The sequence below is a fragment of the Streptomyces sp. NPDC001492 genome, assembly GCF_053597275.1.
Window position 1 is genome coordinate 36,556 of record NZ_JBSFHW010000051.1, and the last position, 23,055, is coordinate 59,610.

A 23,055-nucleotide genomic window follows, 5' to 3' on the forward strand; every position below is an offset into this window, starting at 1 on the left:
CGTACCGCCGCGGGCCGAGCCCGCTTTCTGCCCCCGACAGACGGCGGGCTCCACCCCGAGAAGGAGTCACTCGTGACCGAGATCAACACCGTGGGATCCCAGGACCTCACGCCCCTGCTGAACCTGAAAGTGCTGAGCACCTGGACGCTCGACCGGCAGGGCGTGCACAACATCGACCTGTCCACGTACGAGCGGGGGCTGGCCACCTTCCAGACGGCACTGCGCTCGCAGCACGTTGAGGGCGACCGCACGGGGATGCTGGGCTCCTGGCAGCGCGCCAGCCGGGCCCGGAAGGTCCTCAAGCCCTGGAAGAAGCTGGTCAAGACGCAGAGGGACGCGGCCGCGGCCGCCGAGGAACTGCGCGTCGCCTACGCCGACCACGTCGCCCTGGTCGCCGCGCTGCCCCAGCAGCGCCGGGACAAGGCGCTGGCCAAGCAGAACCGCAGGCAGGCCGCCGGCGCCCTGGCCTCCAAGTCGCTGCACAAGACGGCGGCGAACATGGCGCCGAGCGGCTCCGAGGACGAGGACAGTGGCGAAACTGCTGGTCAGGGGCCTGCTCCGGCCCAGTCCGGACAGATCCGGGGCATCAACGACCTGTTCCGTAAGGCCGGTTGATGCTCTCCTCCGCTGAACGCAGCCGGGCCAACCAGACCTCGCACTGGTCGGCCCGGCAGGCGGACCAGGTCGCTCGCGGCACTCGGGGGCTGGCCGCCTCCTGGTGGGAAAGCGCCAAGAGAACCGCAACTGACCAGGCACAACGCGGAAATGCGGAGGCCTGGGAGGGGTTGGTTCAGTACCTGGAGAGCTACTGCCAGCAGCACGGCCCGCGGCCCGACGAGAACAGCCGCAGCCTGGCCAACCACAACAAGCACTTCGGCGACCGGGTGGCGGCCGCCCGCACCCCGGGCGCCCGGGCCTCGATCTGGTGGGACCGGGCGCGCTCGATCGCCGCGAAAGCCGAACGGCAGGGCGACGAAGAGGCCTGGAACATCCTGTGCCGCTTCCTGGAGAACTACGCCCAGCACTACGCGCAGTAACCATCACCATCACCATCACCGCGACGGGCGGCCCGGATGGGGCCCCCAAGGCGGGCGTGCGGGCGCACGGGCGCGCGGGCGCGCGAGGATCCCCCATCCGGTCACTGTCTGTCAAGTAGGAGATTCCGTGGACGACGACAGGAATGTGCTCACATTCCGGCCCCGGAGCGGCGCTCCCCCCGGCCTGCCCCCGCTCCCCGGAGGCGCCCCGCCGCCTCCTCCGGCCCCACCCTCAACCCCCGGCGGAGCCACCCCGGCACCGCCCACCGCCCCGCCGCCCCCGGCCACCGCGCCGGACGGCGGGGCGGACCTCTTCCCGGCCCGCACACGCCGGTCGGCGGCCGACTCGCTGGCCGCCGCGACGGCCGGTCCCCCGGCGTTGCCCCCGGTCCCCGGCTCCGCCCCGGCCGGGACGGTCGCCCTCCGCTCGGAGGGAGGCGACGACGCCGAGGAGGACCCGCAGACCCCGGGCCTGGGAGCGCTGGGTCTGGCGGCCACGCTCGCCATCGCTCTGGCGGCGCTGCGCGGGACCGTGACGTTCGTGCAGGACTGGAACACCCGGCGCCTGGCCCGGGAGGCGGAGACCGCGCCGCTGCGCGAGGCCCGCCTCAAGCGGCAGGTAGCCGCCGAGGAAGCGGCCGCCAAGCTGGAGGGCATCAGCGGCAAGGCCGCCCAGCAGCGGGCCAAGCAGGTTCCCTCCAGCCAGGACTTCGGCCGCAAGTCCCTCAGCGGCGGCCGCGGTTCGCTCCTGGGCGGCGGCGGCCGCGGTGGCGGTGCCGGGTCCACCGGACCCGGCCGGAGTAACAAGTCCGGCTCAGGGGCTGGCTCGACGGGCCCCGGCGGCAACAAGGGACCCTCGGGCAAGTCGTCCTCGACGACACCGTCCCGCTCGACTTCCGGCAGCAGCAAGCCCGCCGGCGGATCCGGCAAGGGCGGGCCAGGCTCGAAGCCCGGCTCTTCCGGGCCGGGCTCGAAGGGCTCCGGCAAGGGCATCAAGTCCCCGAAGGACGGCAAGTCCCCCAGCTCGAACCCCTCCAGCCCTTCGCTGGAGCGGGCGCGCGGGCGGCAGCAGCGGGCCGCCGACCGGCAGGCAGCCCGCCTGGAGCGGCGCAAGGCCCGGCACGCCGCCGCCCTGGAAGACCGCTCCCGGGACCGCGCCGCCGGCCGTGACCGCAAGAACGCAGTGAAAGAGGCCCGGAGGGAGGCCAGGGCGAAGCGGGCGGAGGACCGTGCGAAGGAGAAGGAGGCCAAGAAGGAGGCCCGGGCCGCCGAGGACGCCGACCGCACCAAGCTCGGCGACGCCGTGGCCAAGACGGTCCGCAAGCGCCTCAAGAAGCGGCGCCGCAAGCTGGCCCCTCCGATCCTGACCACCGTCCCGCGCAAGAAGCGCAGGAAGAAGAAGTCCAAGCCCGGTAACCCTGCGGGCGCAGGCTCGAGTTCGGGAGCTGCCACCGGCTCGGCGAAGACACCGAAGGCGCCAACGGCCAAGAAGGGCCCGGGCTCGAAGAAGCCCCGGGTGAAGGTCAAGACCAGGAAGACCGGCAAGACCCGCCCCGGCAAGGGCACGGGCTCCTCCACCGGCCCGGGCACCGGCTCGACGAAGGCGCCGACCGGCAAGAAGGGCCCGGGCTCGAAGAAGCGGCCCCGCGTGAAGCTCAAGAAGCCCAAGACCAAGAAGACCTCGACCGGGACCGGTACGACGTCGTCGACCGGAAGCGGAACGGGGTCTCCTGGCAGCGGCTGGGAGTTCTGGACGCCCCCGCCCCGGGGCGAGCGCAAGAGCGCCGAGGACTCCATGCGCGACGCCGACCCCAACAGCCAGACGGTAGTGACCGCGGAACAGGTCTTCCCCTCGGGCTACCAGGCTCCCGCCCGGGAGCCGCTGACCACCGGTGCCCGGGGGCTCCCCTCGGGCACCAGCACCAGCACCAGGATCAAGAAGGAGGCGTCAGTGAGCGCATCCGGATCGTCCCTGCCCACCCTGCGCTCCATGGCGTCGTCCGAGCACATGACGGAGGTGACCCTCGACGACGTCCTCGGCAAGCTCGCCCAGTCCAAGACGCAGTGCCTGAAGACGTACGACGAGTGCGCCAGCCTCGCCGACAAGGCGGTGAAGCTGCGTGACCGGTTCCTCAAGCTCTCCGAGGAGCTCGCGCAGCGGCACAACGTGATCGGGCGCCTCACCTCCCGCGCGATGGCGCGGCTGGCGGAGTCCATGGACCTCATCAAGAAGAAGGCCCTGGAGATGCGCAAGAAGTCGCTCGTGGCCGCCGAGGCCGTCGAGACCGCGCACGACGAGATGCACGACGCCTACAAGCCCGTGCAGCAGGCCACCGCCGACGCGGGCCTGGTCATGCCGTCCGCCCGCATCCACAACGAGGACTGAGGACCATGAGCGAAATCGAGCCCTACAGGGCCCCCGCCGTGCCCGCCATCAGCACCGGCGGCGGGGTGCTGGGCTTCATGCGGCTCCTGGGCAGCATGGTCACCCTCGCCGGACAGGCCGTCGCCCTGAAGGAAATGACCCACCTCCTGAAGAGGCGCATGGAGAAGGACGCCGACGACCACGACAAGATCTCCGACATGTGCGCGGAGGCCGAGGTCGAGCCGTATTTCACGGGGCTGATCACCGACGCCGGAACGGCACTTCGGGAGGTGGCCAATGCCTCCGGTGAACTGGAGGACGCTGCCGACCAGTTGGTGACCAACGTCAAGGGCTTCAGCAGCGCCCACAAGACCGAATACCAAGGCATCTACGAAGCAGTCCAGGCGGCCAGGCGCCGCGGAATCCGGCAGGCAAAGCCCGGTTTCTACCGCACACGCTGACCGCTCCGCCACCAGGAAAAGCGCAGCACGACACCCGTCGGCCCTGACGATTCCCGCAGGGCCGACGGGCGCGAGGGGTCCGGCATTCCAGCCGGGCCCCTCCCCCTTTCCCCTCATTCCGCCCCGGCCACGGAGAACGAATTGACCACGACCGAGATCGAAAAGACTGACGCCGCCCCCGCGGCTGACGGGCGGCTGACCAAGAAAGGCGCCCGTCGCCTCGCCATCGTCGAGCGCCTCGCCTACGGCGCCGCCGGTACCTGGGCGGCCGCGGGCCCCATCATGGAAGTCCCCTGGTGGGCTCACGGTGCGACCGTCGCCGCCGGCGCTTTGACCGGCTGGCGGCTGTGGCGGCGCACCCGCGTCGGCGACGGACCGGGCCTGCTGGTCTCCACCTACCGGTCCCTGCCGGTGCTCGGCTGGTCCGGCAGCTACACCGCGGGCCTGCTCGCCCCGCATCTCCACTACCCCAACGGCTGGCCGATGCTGGCCGCCGCGACCTGGACGTCGGCGATGGCTTGGGCCGTCCCGCTCACCCGGTCGCTCGGCCTGCGCCGCGTCGTCGAGCAGCTGCCGGAGCAGGGCGCGGCCCTCGGTACCGTCCAGGGGCAGGTCGAGCCCGTGCCGAGCACGTACATCGGCCACCTCAAGCAGATGTGGGCCCTGTCGTCCGAGACCGGCGACACGACGCTGGAGAAGATCCACCAGTTCCAGCCCGACGAGCCCGACTTCGAGTGCTACATCCTCGCCCCGCCCGGGCAGGCCGTCCCCGGCTCGGTCTCCAAGCGCAACGTCGCGGCCGTCTTCGACGTCCCGGAGGCCGCCGTGGACATCACCCCGGTCGACGGCTACGGGCCAGGCCGCCTCTACCTCCGCGTCGCCCCCAACAAGGCGAAGCGGGAAGCCGAGACGCGCTCCGCACAGGAAGGCCTCGTCCAGCTCTGGGCAGACCGGGTCTCCGGCCCGGGCGGCGCGGCCCCCGGGATGAACCTGATCGACTTCAAGGTCAGCGACGAACGAGACCGCGTCCGCATCCTCGTCGAAGCCGAGGACGGCGAGCTGATCAACCTGCCCCGCCTCAAGCTCGCCCGGGCCCTCCAGATGGACGACCCCGAACTCCTCATGATCGAGACCGACGGCCTCAGCCGCGGCGTGGTCACCATCTACAAGGAACACCCGCTCATCAACATCCGCGAGGCCACCGCCGAGGACCTCACGATGGGCCCGGACGGACTGGTCACCGTCGGCCTGCGGCACGACGGACGCCCGTTCAAGATGCCGCTGTACGACCCGGAGATGGGAGCCCTCACCGACCTCGCGGTCGGCGCCATGGGCTCGGGCAAGAGCGTCTTCCTGCTCACCGTCCTCATCGCCGAGCGCCTGAGCGGCGTGATCTCCCTCGTGGCCGACGCCCAATCCGGCATGTCGCTCCCCGAAGCGAAGGGCAGGGTCTACCACTTCGGGGCGGGCGTCGCCGCCATGGGCGCCACGCTCGCCGCCGCCTGCGCCGTGGCCGACTACCGCGAGCAGGTCAGCTCCGCCAAGGGCTGGGGCTCCTTCAAGCTCAACGAACCCTGGCGCCTGGCGAACGTCACCCTCGACGAGATCAACATGGTGCTCGGCGAACAGGCCCTGGTCCCGCCGGAGTTCCGCAAGTGGATCACGGGCATGATCGCCCGACTCCAGCAGACCGGCCGGAAGTTCGGCTTCGGCATCCGATTCGCGGGCCAGTCGATCCACGTCACCGACCTCGGCGACGCCGAGAAGATCCGCGCGAATGCAAAGCAGGGCACGGTCTGGATGGGCCGGGTCAACTCCACCATGACGCAGTCGATGGCCGCCGACATGGTCACCGACGGCACCGAGATCACCCCGATCCGCCGGTTCTTCGGCTCGATCTCCGAAGAACTGGAAGCAGCCTGGGACGGCCGGGACGTCCCGCCCGGACCGATCACGGCGGGCATGGCCTGGGGCCTCCAGGGCGGCCGGGCCATCCTGATGCGGGTCTTCAAGGCCCTCAAGAAGGACCGGACTTACCCGCACCTCATCAAGCTGTTCGAGACGCAGCCGGTCATCCCCGGCTTCACTCCCGAGGAAGACCGCATCTTCCAGGCCGCCTACGCCCAGGCCCTCGCCGACGCCGAGCGCTTCCTTGCCGGTGAAGAGGACAGCGACGACGAGGACGAAGAGGGCGGCAGCCGCCGGCGCAAGAAGAAGACGAAGAAGGCCATCACTTCGGGGCCCACGGTCACCGCCGCCCCCAAGACGCTGCGAGACAAGATCCTCGACGCCCTCGACGACGGCGAAGTCCGCCTCACCAGGGACATCCGCCGAGCCGTCGGAGTCGGCACCGAGGACGGCCCGGCCGCCGGATCCGTCGACACCGCCCTTGGCCGCCTCGCCGCCGAAGGCCTGATCGTCAGCACCGGCCACGGCAAATGGCAGCTCATCCCGGACCAGCCCGACGAGGACCCCGAGTCCTGACCCGCCATGGGGCGGCCGCACCCGGCCGCCCCTCCTCCCCGAACACCCACGCAGGGCCGACCGCGCCCATCACGACCGGTCGGCCCCGCCACTCCCCCAGACACGAAGGAGCACAACAAGTGGAGCACAGCGACACCCAGCGCACCGTCAAGACCGCCAACTGGCAGCCGATGAGCGACGAACTCGCCGAGGCGACAGCCCGAGAGATCATCCGCAACGCACTCCACGGAGAAGAGCGCGTGTCGACCGCGCCCGTCCGCCAGCCCGACCACCGCATCGTCCCGGCCTGGGCCCTCGGCGTCGCCGTCGCCTCCATCGGCGTTGGCGCCGGCATCACGGGCCTCGGCTGCGGCGTCTGGCTGGCCTGCAAGGGCTTCGCCGCCGTCTCCCTGATGTCCGTCCTCTTCGTGACGCTGCCCATCGCCGCGGTGGCCGCCGTGGTCGTCGCCGTCAGCTCCGCAATCCGCGCCGCCAAGGCCACGCACACCGAGCACCACCACAACTACAACGGCGACGTCTACCAGGACAACAGCCAGCACAGCAGCAAGAACAACGGGCTGATCGCCCACACCAAGAACGACCAGCGACGCGGCTGAAGAGGGGATCTGCTGTGACCAAGCCCTTGAACGTCTTAACGGCCGTCCTTGAGGCGCACGGAAAGAGCTGCGCCTGCCGCGGAAGCTGCGGCACCGAACACAGCGGCCTACGGTGCGACGCCACCCACAGCGGCAAGGGCAAGCCACTGCTCGCCGCTCCGCAGTACCCGAACGCAAGCGATACCCAGAACGCGGCCGCGCCGTTCACGGACCTACGCCCGTGGTGCTGGAAGTGCTGGAACAACGCCCTCGCGCGTGAGCGGGAGCGCGCCGCCGACCTGCGACGCCGCCAACTGGAAGAGGGACAGGTCAGTCTCTTCGATGTTGACCGGGAGTCCGCCGCGTGACCGACATCAACCGCCGCCTGGACGCGGCCACCGCCAACGTCCTCGCGGAGATCTCCCGTACGGACGCGAAAAGCGGAGTCCTGCTCACGGCCTTCTCGCTCCCCCTGGCCGCACTGGTCGCCGCGATCCCCGGCCGGACCCTGCCCGGGGCTTCCGGCCTCCTGGTCGGCGCCGGCACCGTCGGCCTCCTCGTGGCGATGCTCGTCGTCCTCTCCGTGGTTCGGCCACGCCTCGCCGGGGCCGCCCGCGGCTCATACCTCTACTGGTCGCTGTGCACCGCCGAAGAGCTGGTGGCGGACCTGGAGGTGCCGAAGAATCAAGCCGAACACGTCATCCACCTATCGAGGATCGCCAAGCGCAAGTACCTCGGACTTCGGGTCGCTGGCGACATCACCGGCGTCTCACTGGTGGTCCTCGCGGCTGCACTGCTGGTCGCCCTGCTGTAACACCGCTACTTCATCGGCACGCGGGACACATACAAAGGCGGGCCCCATCCTTCGGGATGGGGCCCGCCTTTGTGCTTTCCGAGAGGGCTACGCGACCGATACCTCGTCCTCGCCCTGCGGCGCTCCTTCCGTCGACGCTTCGATCGCGGCCGGGGCGTCGAATGCAACCGGGATACCGGCAGCCGAAGAGAGGACTTCGATCAACGACTTCACCGCGCTGCGTGCCCGTTCAGGGTCATGCTGCACGGCGGCCTCCACGGTCTGCGCGTCGAAGGTCTTGGCCGCCTTGGTGAGTGCCTTCAGTATCTTCACGGGGTCGGTTCCCGGCACCGAAGGCGTGGTGTCTTCCAGGGAAGCGAGGTAGGCGAGCACGGCCTCCTCGGTCTTCCCCTTGTGTCCGGCGGCGGCCTTGGGGAGTGCCTCCACGGCGCCCTGGACGAGTGCGGCCGTTACCTCCGCACCCTTGACCTTCAGCAGCCCCAGGTACAGGTAGACCGCCGCTTGTACGTTGTGTTCCTCGACCAGCGGGACCAGCGCCCAGGCCTGCCCGTACCCGAGCTTCCTGGAAACAATTGTTTCCAAACCCCCGCCCGGCTTCGCCTGGAACAGCGCCTCGGCCACACGCCAGGTGCGGATCAGCTTGCCCGCGTACTGCGGCGTGATGTCCCACTTGGCCTGCGTGTACTCCTCGAAGGTCTCGAACTGCGCCCGGTACAGCCGGGCATCTCGCACCACCTGGAGTGCCTTGCCCGCAGCCCAAAAGGCGAAGCGCAGGTTCTCGATCGCGCTCTCGCACTTGAGCAGCATGTCCTGCTCCTGGGCGATGAGCGCCGGGGTATCGGTGAGTTGCTTGGTAGGGAGCTTCGTAGAGTCGCCGAGCGCGCGCGCCAGCTCGACCGCGTTGTCCGGGCGCCCGGGGGCTGTGGGCGCCCCGCCTGTGCTGATAGCCCTGCCCATCAGAGCATCTGCTCCATCGTCAGGGCCACGCGCATGAAGTCCTCCCGCGCGTTCAGGGCCGTGCCGGACATCTTGTACTCGGTCACCAGAGTGCCGTTCTCGTAGGCATGCTCGTGGATCGTGTAACGGCGGATCGGGTCGGCGACGCGCGGGTAGTTCCGCTCGTCGATCCACTCCTTCACCTTGTCCAGCTGCTTCTCAGCCTTGTCCTTGCCGGGGTCGTGCATGTTGATCACGACCAGGAAGGGGATGTTCCTCGGCTTGAGGACGCGTTCGATGGTGAACTCGCACTCATCCCAAGTGATCTTCGACGGGGTGATCGGGACGATAGCGAGGTCCGCCACGTCGAGCACTTCGCGCAGCGCGTCGGCTGTCCGACTTTCGCCCAACGGGTCTGCACCCCACTCGGCATCGGGGTCGACATCCAGGAAGCCGGGGGTGTCAACGATGATGCGGCGTCGCGCTGGGTCCTCCATGACGCTCGGCAGGATGTCGAGCTTGCTCTTGGTGACGACGTAGTCGAAGGGCAAGGCCTCCTCGCGAACGCCTGCGCACCACTTCTCCAGGGAGCCCTGAACGTCGATGCCCGCTGCGACGATGGGGGCGGACGCGGACTCGTCTCCGTTGGACAGCACTGCCGATCGGCCGGCGCATGCGGCGGTGTTGACCGCGATGGTGGTCTTGCCTGCGCCACCCTTCTGCTGAATGACGACGATCACCTTCGCCGTCCTGCCAACTGCTCTGGCGGCTGTGTCAGTGGCCGCTTGGAGCGTTGCGGATGTGCTCATTCCATGCCTTCCGTTTCCGTGGTTTCACCGCGGGTGCGGCTACTCGGATCGCGCACAGCTTGCCAGACATTCGCGGGGGTGGGAGTCACCCCGGGGTTACGTGTGCATGAGGGCCTGAGTGTTCGACGTGTAATCGAACGGAGTGGAAACTATTGTTTCGGCTTCGCCTGGCGTTGCCGCAGTGTCGCACGTCGAGCATTGAGGGCAGCGTCGGGCGTTCGCGTGTGGCCATTGCGTCACGCGAAAAGAGCTGGCAACTCGCGGGGTGCACGCGAAATCTGTTGTGGATGAGTCGTTAGGGTCGATGAGGATGGATCATGTCCGGCCGCCGTTGACCACTGACGGAGGGATTGGGGGCAGGGTCCCTGATCCCGTCGGTGGGACCGGCGTGCCGGGACAGGTCGGCACCTTGAGCCCTGGCACCACCACGGGGGAGGACGCTCTTGAGTACTGGGGGAGTGGAGCAGCCGCTTCACGCGGACGAGGGGAATCGCGATGACGCAACTGAGCAGGCACGGGAAGACGGCGCTCGAATACTGGCAGACGTACCGGCCGACGGCCCTGGCGGAGCTGGGGAACGAGAAGCAGCAGACGGAGTTCTTCCACGCCTTGGATCTGCGGGTGACGGAGCAGATCGGGACCTTGACGCAGGACCTGCTCCAGCAGCTTCCGGCGGACGAGCGGGCGGCGGCACGGCGGGCGACGCGCTCGCGGGCGCAGGAGATGGTGTACGCCGAGCTGATCTGGCTGGAGAAGGAGCCGGGGACCGAGCACCGGGAGATGTGAGCCCGCCCCCGCGGTTCGAGCCGCGGGGACAGCGGGACCTCGCCCCGTCAGGGCAGGGGGAGCGGGCCCGCGCGAACCTGGCGGCCCTGGAGCTGCTGCGGGCCCTGGAGGAGGAGCAGCGCCCGGCGGCTGCCGAGGAACAGCGGGTGCTGGCCCGGTGGTCGGGCTGGGGTGCGCTGCCGCTCATCTTCGAGCCGCGGCCGGCGCGTGCGGCCTACGATGACGACGCCGCTCACGAGCGGGCGGTGAACCGCTGGGACGCCCTCGGTGACGTCCGTGAGAAGGTGCGGGCGCTGCTCTCGGACAGCGAGTGGGGGGACGCCCGCCGCAACACCCTCAACGCCCACTACACCGACGGCGACCTGGTGCAGGCCGTGTGGGGTGCGGTGCGCAAGCTCGGCTTCCAGGGCGGTCAGGTCCTCGAACCGGGCTCCGGTAGCGGCAACTTCATCGGCCTCGCCCCCACGCTGCTGCGCGGGGTGCGGATGACCGGCGTGGAGGTCGAGCGGAACACCGCCGCCATCTCCCGCTACCTGTACCCGGATGCCGACATCATCACCAGCGGCCTGGAAGAGGTGCCGCTCGCCGACGGCGGGTTCGACGCCGTGGTCGGCAACGTCCCCTACGGCCGCTACAAGCGGTTCGACAAGGTCCACAACCCCGACCTGAAGCTGTCGATCCACGACCACTTCGTCCTCAAGTCGCTGTACGCCACCCGCCCCGGCGGCATCGTCGCCCTGATCACCAGCCGGTACACGCTGGACGCCGAGGACTCCTCCGCCCGTGAGCGGATGTACGAGCTCGGCGACCTGGTGGGCGCGGTGCGTCTGCCCGCCCGCGCCCACCAGGCGGCCGCCGGGACCGGAGTGGTCACCGACGTGCTGTTCCTGCGGCGGCGCGCCGAGGGGGAGGAGCCGGGCGATGACACCTGGCTGACCTCCCGCAAACAGGTACTGCCCGGTCGGCCCGAAGAGCTGGCCGTCAACGCCTACTTCGGCGCCCACCCCGAGTACGTGCTGGGCGACCTGCACGCGAAGATCGGGCAGTTCGGTCCCGAGGTCACGGTCACCGACCGGGGGGAGAACTCCCCGGCCGCCGAACTGGAGGCGGCCGCGGCCGCCATCGCCGTGGAGGCGGAGGCCGCCGGCCTGACGGCCGCGGCCGCCACCGCGACGCAGACGCGGAACGTACAGACGGTGGTCTACGGCGGCACGGAAGGCGCGCTGGGCCTGGACGAGGCGGGCAACCCGACCATCGTCGACGACGGCCGCGCCGTCCCGCTGGAGGTCCACCCCGACCAGCGCGACAAGCTCGTCCAGCTGATCCGCCTGAAGGGCATGACACAGGCCCTGTACGAGGCGGAGGCCGCCACCGCCGAGCCCGGCGAGACGCCCGAACTGGCCCGGCTGCGCGCCGAACTGCGCATGGCCTACCGGGACTACCGCAAGAGCAACCCGCCGCTGTCCAAGCCGCGCCAGCCCTTCATCTTCACCCCGAAGGAGGCCAAGGAACGGGCCGAACGGGAGGGCCTGGCGGCCGTCCCGGAAGTCTGGAAGCAGCGCACCGCCTACGCCTGGATCGACGACGACCCCGACGCCTCCTTCCTGTTCGGCCTGGAGGAGTGGGACGACAAGACCAACACGGCCACCGAGCAGCAGGTGCTGCTCTCCCGTGTCCTGGAGCCCCGCCGCCTGCCGACCCGCGCGAAGACGGCCGAGGACGCCATCGCGCTGGCCATGGAGTGGGACGGCGGCCGCCTCGACATGTGGCGCGTGGCCAGCCTCCTCGGCATCGACCAGGAGGAGGCGGCCGCCCAGTGCGCGGACGCCGGGCTCGCCTTCCGTGACCCGGGCCAGTCCACGGACCAGGGCGACGTCTGGGAGCCGCGCCACCGCTACCTGTCCGGCAACGTCCGCACCAAGCTCGCCGAGGCCACGGCCCGGGCCAAGACCGACCCGTCGTACGCGGGCAACGTCGCCGCCCTGGAACGGGTGCAGCCCGAGGACCTGGCGCCGTCCGAGATCAAAGCGAAGATCGGTGCGCCGTGGATCCCGGTCGACGTCTACGACGAGTTCCTGCGCCATCTCGGCTTCGACGACGCGAAGGTGTTGCACGCGGGCGGCACCATCTGGGAGGTCCGCGGCGCCAAGATCGGGGACCTGGCCCGCACCGAGTGGGGGACACCGGCCCGGCCTACGCAGGCGCTGTTCGAGGCCCTGCTGCGGCAGACGGACTCCACGATCCGGGTGACGTGGACCGACCGCGAGGGCAAGACCTACGTCGACCAGGACGCCACCGACGCCGCACAGGAGAAGGCCCGGCTGATCGCCGAGACCTTCGAGGACTGGGTGTGGGCGGACAAGGGTCGCGCCGAACAGCTCGCCAAGCTCTACAACGAGCAGTTCAACAACCTGGTCCTGCCTGACTACTCCGACCTGCCGCTCACCCTGCCCGGCCTGATCTCCGACTGGGAGATGCGGCCGCACCAGAACGCGGCGATCCGCCGGATCGTCAACGAGCCGACCGCGATGCTCGCCCACGTCGTCGGCGCGGGCAAGACGGCCACCATGGCGGCCGGCGCGATGGAGCTGCGCCGTACCGGGCTGGCCAAGAAGCCCGCGTTCGTGGTGCCCAACCACATGCTCAAGCAGTGGAGCAGGGAGTTCCGCGAGCTCTACCCGAACGCCCGCATTCTGGCGATCAGCGCGAGCGACCTGAGCAAGAAGCGCCGCGGCAAGTTCATGGCCCGCATCGCCGGTGGCGAGTGGGACGCGGTGGTCCTCACCCATGAGGCCTTCAACCGGGTCCCGCTGCGGCCCGAGACGCAGCGCGCCTACCTAGATCAGGAAATGGCGTCCCTGCGCGAGCAGCTGGACCGGGCGGCCGAGGCGGGGATGGACTCCCGCACGGTCAAGCAGATCGAGAACACCCTCGCCAACGCCGAGGCGAACCTCCAGCAGCAGATCGAGTCGATGTCCGACGAGATCGGCGTCTTCCTCGAAGACACCGGCATCGACTACCTGTTCGTCGACGAGGCGCATGAGTACAAGAACCTGCGCACCGTCTCGGCGATCCCCGGCGCCGCCATCGAGGGCTCGGCGAAGGCCACCAAGTTGCACATGGTGGTGTCCTGGCTGCGCGACACCACCGAGTCCGACCGCGTGGCCTGCTTCGCCACCGGCACCTGGCCCGCCAACAGCGTCACGGAGATGTACGTCCTCCAGCGCTTCCTGGCCCCGAGCCTGCTCAATGAGCTGAACTTGCACGCCTTCGACAACTGGGCGGCCACCTTCGGTGAGGTCGTCGCCCAGCTGGAGCCCGACCCGAAGGGCAACGGCTACAAGTACAAGGCCCGGTTCTCCCGGTTCTTCAACGTGCCCGAGCTGCTGGCCGGTTACCGCACCTTCGCCGACGTGCAGCTCGCCGAGGACCTGAACCTGCCCACCCCGCCGGTCCGGGAGGTCGAGGGCCAGCGAGGGGAGCGGATTCTCATACCGCCCGCCCCGGCGCAGCGGGAGTTCATCAAGCGGCTGCCTCACCAGCCGTGGGTGAACAAGCCCGGCGGCGTACTGAAGGCGCTCGGCGAGGGACTGCGCGCCTCCCTCGACCTCAGCCTGGTCGACGCCTCCGACATCCTGCGTGAGCTCGGTGAACAGGGCAACGCCGGGAGCAAGGACCTCGGCAGCAAGCTGCCGTACGCGGCGGAGAAGATCGTCGAGATCTGGCAGGAGACGAAGGACACCGTCTACCCGGTCTCCAAGGACGACCCGACCCCGCAGCCTTTGCCCGGCGGCCTTCAGCTCGTGTTCCTCGACGAGGGCACCCCCGGCAGCACCGCCAAGCACGGCGCCGACCTGTACGCGGACTTGCGGGACGAACTGGTCGAGCGGGGCATGCCGAGGGAGTCCATCCGCTTCGTCCACGAGGCGAACACCGACCGCAAGAAGGAGAAGCTGTTCGCCGACTGCCGGTCCGGACGGGTCTCCGTCTTGATCGGGTCCACGGCCAAGATGGGCACCGGGACCAACATCCAGGACCGGGCGGTGGCCCTGCACCACCTGTCCTATCCGTGGCGGCCGGCGGACATGGCGCAGCGCGACGGCCGTATCGAGCGGCGTGGCAACCTCAACGTGCCGTGGGTCGACGGCACTGCGGACGACGTCCGGATCCTCTACTACATCACCGAGCGCACCTTCGACGAGTTCCGGCTGACCACGCTGGCCCGCAAGGCCCGCTTCATCGGTCAGATCCAGCGCCGCGACTTCAACCTGCGCGAGATCGAGGACATCGGCGCCGAGGCCATCAACCTCGGCATGCTTTCCGCCCTGGCCTCCGGTGACCCGGCCATCCTCCAGCTCGCCGAGGCGACCGCCGAACGCGCTCGCCTTCAGGGCCTGGCCCGCAGCTGGGACCGGCAGCAGGACGCGAGGGCCGAACAGCTCAAGGATCTCGACGACTTCCTGAGCAAGGCGAGCACCGCCGTGGAGGGGATGCGCGCGGCGCTGCCCCAGCGGCGCCCCACCAACGGCGACGCCTTCAAGATGACCGTGGAGGACGCGACCTACCGCAGCCGCGAGGAGGCCGCCAACGCCCTGGGCGCCTGCATGGTCAAGGTCGCCCGTGACCAGTCTCTGCGGCCCGGGCAGCGCGTCCCGATCGGCACCCTGGGCAACCTCGACTTCCACGGCGAGATCGCCTTCGACCACGCAGGCCGCCGCCAACTGCGCCTGCGCTTCGACTGGGGGCACGTCCCCCCGCTCGGACAGCGCGACGACCGGGCCCAATGGCAGGCCTCCAGCGTGACGCAGGCCAACGGCCGTGGCGCCATCCAGTCCCTGGAAACCTTCCTCAACCGCCTTGCCGAGGACCTCGACAAGCTCGACAAGTCACGTTCCGCGCAGACCGGCAACCGCGACAAGATTGCCGCCAACCTGCGCGACAAGGACGCGAACCCCTACCGGATGCACGCACGGTCCAAGGAGCGCGAGGAACGCGCCCTGGGCAAGCTGGTCGTCCTCAACGAGAAGCACGCCGCCCTCGTCGAGCGGGCGGAGCGCGTCGTCGGCGTGAACGAGGAGAAGGAAGCCGAGCTCAACGAGGAACTGGTCGCCCTGCGCGAGGAGATCGCCGGGCTGCGCCAGATCATCGCCGACGAGCACGTCGTACAGGACGAGGCCCGGGCCCTGGCGCGCGGTGAGGTCCGCACGGACTCCGACACGGGCACAGCGACCCTCGAGGAAGCGGCCACGGCCGCCGAGGACAACGAGAGTGAGGCGCAGGCCGCCACCGGGCAGGCGGACACGCCCGCTCCGGCGCCGGCCACCGGGCCGCCGCCCGCCCCAGGAGAGGCGGCCGCCGCTGCGGCAGCGGCACCCGACGGCGCGACGGACACCAACGACGGGCAGACAGACGGGCAGGCCGACCAGGACCCCGTGCCCGTCCAGCCCACCGAGGCAGCGCCGGAGCCGCCCGCCCCGTCCCTGACCGATCCGGGCGTGTGGGAGGAGGCCGTACAGGCCTACACCGCGGCGGCCCTCGCCGATCCGCAGATAGCCCAGGCTGCACAGGCCAACGCCGCACGGGCCTCCACCGCGGCGGCCCTCGCCGATCCGCAGATCGCCCAGGCCAACGCCGTCAACGACTTCACGGTGGCCATGGCCTCCTGGTTCCGGGGCTATGTCACCGAGCAGTGGGACAACGTGCCCGTCGGCGAGTGGCCGACCTGGGTGCTCGCCTACCGGCGCGAGGGTGACGACGCCGTACGGGCGAGGAACGCCCTGCACGCCGAGGTCGCAGGCCCGGTGTACGCGCAGCTGCGGCAACCGGTGCAGGAGGAAGCCCCGGAGGCGCCCGCGGCCACCGCCACCGATGCGGAGACCTCAGCACCGGCTGCGGCCGAAGAACAGGCGCCCGCAGCAGAATCGGCTCCCGCAACCGAGGGGGAGACCCCCGAGCCTGCCCCGGCAGAGACTGAGCCGGAGACCACGGGCGCCGAGCAGACGACCTTGCAGGGCCTCCTCGACGGCTTCGGCGGCCGCGTGACGGTCGGGCACGTCGGCGGCCCGCAGCCGACGCCCCGCACCGACCACCCCGCAGGGTGGGCGATCATGGCACTGCTGAACGAGCAGCAGGTCAAGGAACTGGCCAGCGCATACGCCGTGGACAGGCAACCGCCCTCCCCGGAACCGGGCTGGGAGCCGACCGAGCGGGTACGCGAGTGGATCGCCGAACAGCGGCAGAACCCCACGACCGCCTGGTACGCCTCACCCAGCCTCGACCTGCCGCCGCGCCTGCGGGGCAACGGCGACGTGCGCCTGTCGACCGGAGCCGACGGCATCACCATCGAGCAGGGCAGTGAGACGACCGCACTGATCCAGTGGGCGGAGCTCCCCGCTTGGATTGAGGCTGCCGTCGCGTACGACGAGGCCAACCGGCCCGCCACTGCACCCCGTTGGGAGCACGGGCGTCTGGACCGCGAGCTCCACTTCGTCAGTGAAGGTACTGGTGCCTTCCGCACGGCACTCGCGCACCTGCGCGTAGCCCTGTGGAAGATGGAGCCGCCGAGCGAGGACCAACTCGCCGCCGCTCGTGAGCGGTTCGGGCCCCAGCCGGAGGCGGCGGAGGCGGAGCAGCACACGGCGCCCTCTCCTGAGATGGCCCGGTGCGCGGCGGTTCTGCGGTACTACGAACCGCTGCTGCGGCGCCACAAGCTGTCCGGCAAGGACGTCGTGGCCTACATCGACCAGCCCGGCGTCGGCTACTCCTACGACCCGAACAACCCGCTCCTTGACCTGGTGCACGAGATCGGCAAGGTAGGGGAGCGCGTCGGCGGCAGCTTCCGCCGCAGCTACCACGAGTGGGTCCACTACCAGGTCGGCGAACGGCGCCAGCAGCAGAGCGACCAGCTGACCCACCTGAGCATCGACCTGCTGACGCTCCACGGCGGCAATACGGAGCCGCTGTTCACGGTCGACCTGGAGGCGATCCTCGCCGCCCCGCCCGGCACCGTCATCGAGCTGGAGCCCGAGGCGCAGATCGAGGCCGCCGAAGCGGCAGCCGCCCGCATCAGGATCCTCCACGACGCCGAGGGCACCGAGGTCCGCAACACCCCTCGCGGGGGAGACCAGCGCATCCGCGACGCGCTGCACGACATGGACTTCAGGTGGTCGCGCAAGCAGCAGAAGTGGTACCAGCAGCGCGACACTCCCTTCGAGGACCGCGAGGCCGCCGTACAGGGCCTGCGCGCGGCCTTCGACGAGATCGGCGTCCCCTACACCTACGACGGGCCCGAACCCGAGACGGAGCCGGAGGAGCCCGGCAGCAGCCCGCAGGAAACCCCGAGCGAATCCCCGGCAGGCACGGCGGCCGCCGAGCCCGACCAGCCAGCGCAGGACGAACAGGCCCCGCCGCAGGAACAGCCGGACGACGTCCCGCCGGCCGACGACACGGCCGAGGAAGACGAATCCGCCGACCAGCTCGACCTGTTCGGCGCCGAGACCGCCACGGACACCTCCGAGGACGAGCCGCCCGGCGGGCAGGGGGAGACGGCGGCGGACACCCCGCCGCCCGCCCCCGAACCGGCGCAGGAGACCGGGACGGACGAGCCGGAGACGGCCGCCGAGGACGAGGAGACGGAGGAGGAAGAGCAGACCGACGCCCCGGCCGAGGGCGCCGTCGACGAGGTGGCCGTCCAGACACCGCACGGGCCCGGCATCGTCATCGGCAGCGACGACAACGGCCTGGTGCTTGTCACCACCGCGGCGGGCACCCGGGTCTACGAGGACAGCGAGATCGAGTGGCCCGACGACGTCGCCAAGCCGGAGGGGAACCCGGAGCACGCGGCCAAGGCACGGCAGAACGAAGCCGACGCCGAACAAGCGGCCACCAGCGACGGCATCGAGCTGCGCCACACCAACGGCACCCGGCTGGTCGACCTCGACGTGGAGGCCGGACACGGCACCATCGTCGACACCGACGGCGCAGTCGTCGGCTGGGTCCGCGCGAGGATCGGCGACGACCACCGACGCTACTGGTGGGGCCAGGACTCGCGCGGCGGGACGCCCACCGGCCCGTTCCACGAATCCCTGCCGGTCACCGCGGGCGTCCCGGCCATCCGCGCCGCCGAACTCGTGCGCACCACGATGCCGTTGGCGACCCGGCCGGAGAACCCCGTCCCCATCCCGGCCGAATCGGCAGCCCGCGAAGTACGGCTGACCACGGCGCAGGTCCGGGAGCTGTCGGAGCTCCCCCTCACCGGCACCTACTCGGACGGCAGCCCGATCGAGCCTCCCGAGTGGGTCAGCAGCCACCGCAGGTACGTCCTCACGGTCGCCCAGATGCAGGCGCTCGGGGAGGCGGCCCAGGAAGCCGCCGATGCCCTGCCCGGCGCCACAGGCGCGGAGCGGCGCACCCTCCGGGTGCTGCGCAACGCGGTTGAGCGCTTCGACTTCGAGGCGTACGACACCGCCCGGTGTGAGGCCAGCCTGTTGCCGATCGGTGAAGTCGACCCGTACGTCGGGCCGTACCAGCCGCCGACACGCACGCAGGCGGCACCGCAGGAGGAGACCGGCCCGGCCGAGCAGGAGACCGCCACCGAGCAGACGGCGATCGACGACCCGGAGATGTCCGCCGCCGAGAACACCGACGTCCCGCAGGATCCGGCGCCCGCCGCCGACGCCCCGGCCGAAGAGGAGGAACAGCCGCAGGAGACCGTGGCCGCCGAGCCGGAGACCGGCACGGCCAGCCCGCCGGATCCTGCACCCCAGACGGCTCCGGCACCCGCCCCGGCGGCCGCCGCTGAGCCGGACGTGGAGTCTGCCCCAGCGGACGACGGCCAGCTTGGTCTGTTCCCCGAGGAGACACCGGACCCGGCGCCCACGACACGGCGGCGCGGCCGCAGCCGCAGCCGTCGGGCCGAGGGGGAACCCGCGGCCCCGCCCGGCACGGAGGGGGCGCCGGACCGCGGCCGCCTGGGCGTGTACGGCCATGCCGGGCACGGCGACTGCGACCGCTGCGGCACCCCCGCCGACCGGTACACCGTGGTCTGGCACTGGCTCAGCTCGGAGGAGACCCACGGCTCCATGGCCGCCGAGTGCGGGTCCTGCGTCGAACTGACCGTGGGCGTCTCCGCCTCGCAGGCCTCCCACCTCGCCGACGTCGCCGAAGCTCGCCGCGGCGGCCGGCGCATCCTGCCGCGCCGCTTCGAGCCGAGGCACGACGTCGTCAGCCACCGCACCGCCGACAACGAGTGGACGGCCGTCCACCTGCCCACCAACAAGCGGTACCGCATGGCGAAGGAGGCCGAGAGCGGCTACCGCGGGTTCGTGCTGCGCGACCTGTTCGGCGTCTCCTACGGCACCGGCATCGGGTCGACGGACGCGGACGAACTCGCCGAGCGGGCGGCGCTGGGCCGCACGGCGGAGACCCATCCGAACTCCAGCGACGACTGGGTGCTGTTCAGCTACCGCTCGAACGCGAGCAAGGTCGCCCTGCACTGGGGCGAGACGCTCACGTCCCGCGGGGACGGCCCGCGGATGAGCGGCCCGTACGAGCACGGCCCGCGCTGGGACCTGACCATCGGGGAGGCCGCGTACGTCGTCGAGATGGTCTACCAGCCGGGCCAGCCCGGCGACGACGGTCACCGCCTCCTCGTCACCGGCCCGGACCAGGCGCAGGCCCGCTACGAACACTGGGACGGCGTGCTGGAGTGGGCCCGCGAACACGCCCGCGAGACCGAGGCACTCGCACCCGCCCCGCAGGCCCTGGCGGAACCGGTGCAGACCGAACAGCAGCAGGAACCGACCGTGGACAAGGGGGAGACGGTCATGGCGCAGGAGACGGCTGAGCCCGCCGCACCCGCAGACAGCAGCGAACCGGCCGCGCAGAACGGCGACGACACGACGGAGACGGAGGACGCCGTAGAGATCGAGGACCCGCCGGAGCCCCAGCCCTACAGCGTGGTCGCACCGCTCGCCGCGGACGAGGCCTACCAGCTGCACATGTTCGGCATGGACGGCCGGGCACCGGACCGAGGCGAACTCCGGTACGGCGACGGCACGGTGGCCACCGTGCAGCAGTCCGCCGGCGGACAGTGGTTCGGCCGTATCACCCTGGACGGCCAGCCCGCCGACGTCACGAACCTCGCCAACAGCCCGCAGGAGGCGGCGGACCGGGCCGCGATCCTGTTCTCCACGCTCACCGGCACGGCGTACGGGGCACCGCCCGCCGCTGCCCTCGGCGAGGGTGCCCTGGCCCGGGCCGAAGTGCTGCGGGGCGAGCTCCAGGTCAGCGCCCGCTGGCATATCGGCGCGCTCACCTCTGCGGCCGCCCGCGTCTGGCCGCAGGATCCCGCACACCCCCAACTACGGGCGATGACCGACGCCCTCCGCGGCATGACGGAGGCCCCGTCGGCACGGCACAACTCCCGGCAGATGACTGCGGCGTTGGACGCCGTTGAGCAGCAGGCCGCGGCCTGGCGCCACGCGCTCCCCGACGACGTCGGAAGCGCCGAGCGGCAGCTGCTCGCCTACCCGCTCGCCCTCCTCGTTCACGACGTCCGCCGTCTCCAGACCCGTCTTCAGCGCACCCTGGAGGCGGTCCGTGCCGAGCGGGCCGCGGCCGCGGAACCGGCTCCCGCACCGCAGGCCGAGCAGACACCCGAGGCTCCGGTCGACGAGAGCACCCCGGCCTCGGGGCCCGCGGCCGCATCGCCGGAGCCCCCCGCAGCGGCTGCCGAGCCCTCGGCCCCGGCGGAGCCCGCCCCTGCGGCGGAGCCGGTGCGCGGCCCCCGCGTCGGCATTTCACTGTGGGGCGACACGGAAGGGCAGGTGGTTGCCCGGGTCGATGTCGGCGACGTCTCGCAGACCCTCGTCCTGCCAGGGGTCAGTGCCGCCGACCTGCCGGGGCAGCCCATGCCCGTCTCCGTCGGCATTCCCATGCTGGTCCGCCCGGCCCAGCGCGCGGAGCACCTGGTCGCGGACGAGGAGACGGAAGCCTGGCTCGCCGCGCACCTGCCCGGCGGACTCCTGGCCCCGGCCTGGGACACCGACACGGTGCGCGCGGGGCTCGTCCTCGCGGTCCGCGACACCCTGCGCGATGGCATGGCGCCCAGCGTGGACGACGTCGCTGCCTGGCTGGTGAACACCGCCGGTGAACAGGACGATCTGATCCGCATGGCGCACGCCGCCGCTGACATCGCCGAGTTCCGGCCCCTGTTCGCACAGGTCGCCGACTCCCTCGTGACGGATGGCGGTTCCGAGTTCCTGCTGTGGACCTACTTCGGCGACGCGTGGACCCACCTCGGGGACGAGGGAACCCGCCGGGAGCAGGTGCTGGCCCTGGCCGCTCCGGGTGCGTACGAGCAGCTGCTCGCTCTGCCCGCGCCCGCCGACGCCCCCGCCCCGGACGGGCCTGCCGAACAGGCCGAGTCCGCCACCGTGGACCCCGCCCCTGCTGCATCAGGCGTGCAGGCCAGCCCGGCGGCCGCCGCCGACCCCGCCCAGACGACCGAACCGCCCGCGCCGGCCAGCAACCCGGAGGGAACCGAGATGGCCACACCCACCCGCCCCACGTCGCCCGACGGCGTTGACCCCTCGGACGCCGATCCGACCGGCGAGCCCGAACAGGACACCGTCACCGGCGAGGACGCCCCGGCCTCGCAGCCGGAGGAACTCCCGCTGTGGACGGGCCCGGACGCGACCACAGAGGACACCCCGGCCGACGAGACCGGCCCGCTCGACGTCATGGCCGCCTTCGAGGACGTGACGGAGGCCTTCGGGGAGATCGTCCCGGCGGAGCAGGGCACGGAGGAGGAACTCTGGCAGGCCGTCAAATCCGACCTGCGCACCCTTCAGCGGCATCTCGCCGAAGCGGTCGCCACCGCCTCCGCCGAACCGGCCCCCGAGCCCGACGCCCAGCCGGTGCCGGCCGCCACCACTCCCGAGGCAGCGCCGACCACGGAGGCCGCCCCGACCCCGGCCCCGGCGCCCGCCCCGGAGCCGGTGACCACGGCCCCGGCGGCGGACCCCGCCCCGGCGGACGGCGCGACCAATGACGTCTCCGGCGAAGCGTCGGACACGGCCGACCCGCAGCAGCAGGCGGAAGCCGTCAACACCGCACTGCGGCAGGCCGACACCCACGCCGAGGACCTCAAGAACCTGCCGGAGTGGCAGGAACTCCAGACCGTCCGCGGGGCGTTCGCGAACCTCGGACGCGTCCTGAAGGAGCGGGCCGGAGAGTTCCTGGGGCGGCTGATGGCCGACGATCGAGTCCAGAACTTCTTCCGGAAGGCCTCGCTCAAGGTCTGCGAGAAGATCGCCGAATTGGCGCAGAAGGGCGCCGACAAGCTCCGGCGGCCCGACGAGCAGAGCAGCGAGGGCGCCCGCGACCTACCGAGCGCCGAGGCGCTGCTCCGGCTCGGCGATGCGGCGTTCGCCTACAGCTCTCCACGCCCGGGCCCCGGCGGCACAACCCCGCCCGCGGGTTCCGGCCCCGCCGACGGTCAGCCGGACATCCCGGCGATGCGCAGGATGGGCGAGGCCCTGAGTCGGCCGCTGCCGACCGCAGCGAACGGGGGCAAGAAGGCGTCCCGGCAGGGCGGCGGGGTCTCGGCGTCAGCCGCACGCGGCCGGTCGACCACCGTCAAGCGCAAGCCGCAGGGGCCCGCCGCAGGGACGGAGCAGGCCGCGCACCTGCGGCGCAGCGGCGGGGAGTATCAGGAAAACCGCAAGACGAAGTAGCTGCAACTCGGGCGTCGCCGGTCGAACTCCGGTCGGCGACGCCCGCCCAGC

Annotated in this window: 12 protein-coding genes; 10 read left to right on the top strand and 2 right to left on the bottom strand. The window is 71.2% G+C overall.

Translation table 11 applies throughout. The features are described from left to right. The first annotated feature begins 72 nt into the window (after positions 1–72). The 8 genes from ACWC1K_RS42100 to ACWC1K_RS42135 all read left to right on the top strand — a co-directional run bounded on the left by ACWC1K_RS42100 (position 73) and on the right by ACWC1K_RS42135 (position 7,736). Positions 73–615 (top strand): hypothetical protein, encoded by a 543-nt coding sequence (locus ACWC1K_RS42100; RefSeq protein ID WP_450838600.1) that lies wholly within the window; start codon positions 73–75, stop codon positions 613–615. After that, positions 615–1,037 (top strand): hypothetical protein, encoded by a 423-nt coding sequence (locus ACWC1K_RS42105; RefSeq protein WP_450838601.1) that lies wholly within the window; start codon positions 615–617, stop codon positions 1,035–1,037. Before ACWC1K_RS42100 ends, ACWC1K_RS42105 begins: the two co-directional genes overlap by 1 nt. 127 nt (positions 1,038–1,164) lie before the next feature. Continuing rightward, positions 1,165–3,423: a hypothetical protein gene (locus ACWC1K_RS42110; protein ID WP_450838602.1), complete on the top strand. Its 2,259-nt coding sequence runs from the start codon at positions 1,165–1,167 to the stop codon at positions 3,421–3,423. Between the two features lie 5 nt (positions 3,424–3,428). Beyond that, positions 3,429–3,863, top strand: a complete 435-nt coding sequence (locus ACWC1K_RS42115) for a conjugal transfer protein TraB (protein WP_450838604.1) — start codon at positions 3,429–3,431, stop codon at positions 3,861–3,863. Between the two features lie 141 nt (positions 3,864–4,004). After that, complete coding sequence (locus ACWC1K_RS42120; protein ID WP_450838605.1) at positions 4,005–6,347, top strand: hypothetical protein; 2,343 nt, start codon at positions 4,005–4,007, stop codon at positions 6,345–6,347. Between the two features lie 119 nt (positions 6,348–6,466). Then, positions 6,467–6,943 carry a hypothetical protein gene (locus tag ACWC1K_RS42125; protein ID WP_450838607.1) on the top strand — a complete coding sequence of 159 codons (477 nt, stop codon included), beginning with the start codon at positions 6,467–6,469 and terminating at the stop codon, positions 6,941–6,943. A 14-nt stretch (positions 6,944–6,957) separates the two neighbouring features. Beyond that, positions 6,958–7,290, top strand: a complete 333-nt coding sequence (locus tag ACWC1K_RS42130) for a hypothetical protein (protein WP_450838608.1) — start codon at positions 6,958–6,960, stop codon at positions 7,288–7,290. Then, a complete protein-coding gene (locus ACWC1K_RS42135; protein WP_450838610.1) occupies positions 7,287–7,736 on the top strand; it encodes a Pycsar system effector family protein in 450 nt (149 codons plus the stop codon). The genes ACWC1K_RS42130 and ACWC1K_RS42135 overlap by 4 nt, the downstream gene beginning before the upstream one ends. An 87-nt stretch (positions 7,737–7,823) precedes the next feature. Here the strand turns inward: ACWC1K_RS42135 and ACWC1K_RS42140 are convergent, their stop codons facing one another. Both ACWC1K_RS42140 and ACWC1K_RS42145 read right to left on the bottom strand, forming a co-directional pair. Continuing rightward, positions 7,824–8,693 carry a hypothetical protein gene (locus ACWC1K_RS42140; RefSeq protein ID WP_450838611.1) on the bottom strand — a complete coding sequence of 290 codons (870 nt, stop codon included), beginning with the start codon at positions 8,691–8,693 and terminating at the stop codon, positions 7,824–7,826. Continuing rightward, positions 8,693–9,412: a ParA family protein gene (locus tag ACWC1K_RS42145; RefSeq protein WP_450838612.1), complete on the bottom strand. Its 720-nt coding sequence runs from the start codon at positions 9,410–9,412 to the stop codon at positions 8,693–8,695. Before ACWC1K_RS42145 ends, ACWC1K_RS42140 begins: the two co-directional genes overlap by 1 nt. 564 nt (positions 9,413–9,976) lie before the next feature. On the opposite strand from ACWC1K_RS42145, the gene ACWC1K_RS42150 reads away from it, so the two are divergent. Then, a complete protein-coding gene (locus ACWC1K_RS42150) occupies positions 9,977–10,267 on the top strand; it encodes a hypothetical protein (RefSeq protein ID WP_450838614.1) in 291 nt (96 codons plus the stop codon). Continuing rightward, the gene (locus ACWC1K_RS42155) at positions 10,264–23,004 is read left to right on the top strand and encodes a DEAD/DEAH box helicase family protein (RefSeq protein WP_450838615.1); all 12,741 of its coding nucleotides are present in this window, start codon (positions 10,264–10,266) and stop codon (positions 23,002–23,004) included. The genes ACWC1K_RS42150 and ACWC1K_RS42155 overlap by 4 nt, the downstream gene beginning before the upstream one ends. Positions 23,005–23,055: the final 51 nt, after the last annotated feature.

Bases quoted from the DNA above. Each gene is read 5' to 3' on its own strand.
- ACWC1K_RS42105 (WP_450838601.1), top strand. From the start codon at position 615: ATGCTCTCCTCCGCTGAACGCAGCCGGGCCAACCAGACCTCGCACTGG.
- ACWC1K_RS42115 (WP_450838604.1), top strand. From the start codon at position 3,429: ATGAGCGAAATCGAGCCCTACAGGGCCCCCGCCGTGCCCGCCATCAGC.
- ACWC1K_RS42140 (WP_450838611.1), bottom strand. From the start codon at position 8,693: ATGGGCAGGGCTATCAGCACAGGCGGGGCGCCCACAGCCCCCGGGCGC.
- ACWC1K_RS42150 (WP_450838614.1), top strand. From the start codon at position 9,977: ATGACGCAACTGAGCAGGCACGGGAAGACGGCGCTCGAATACTGGCAG.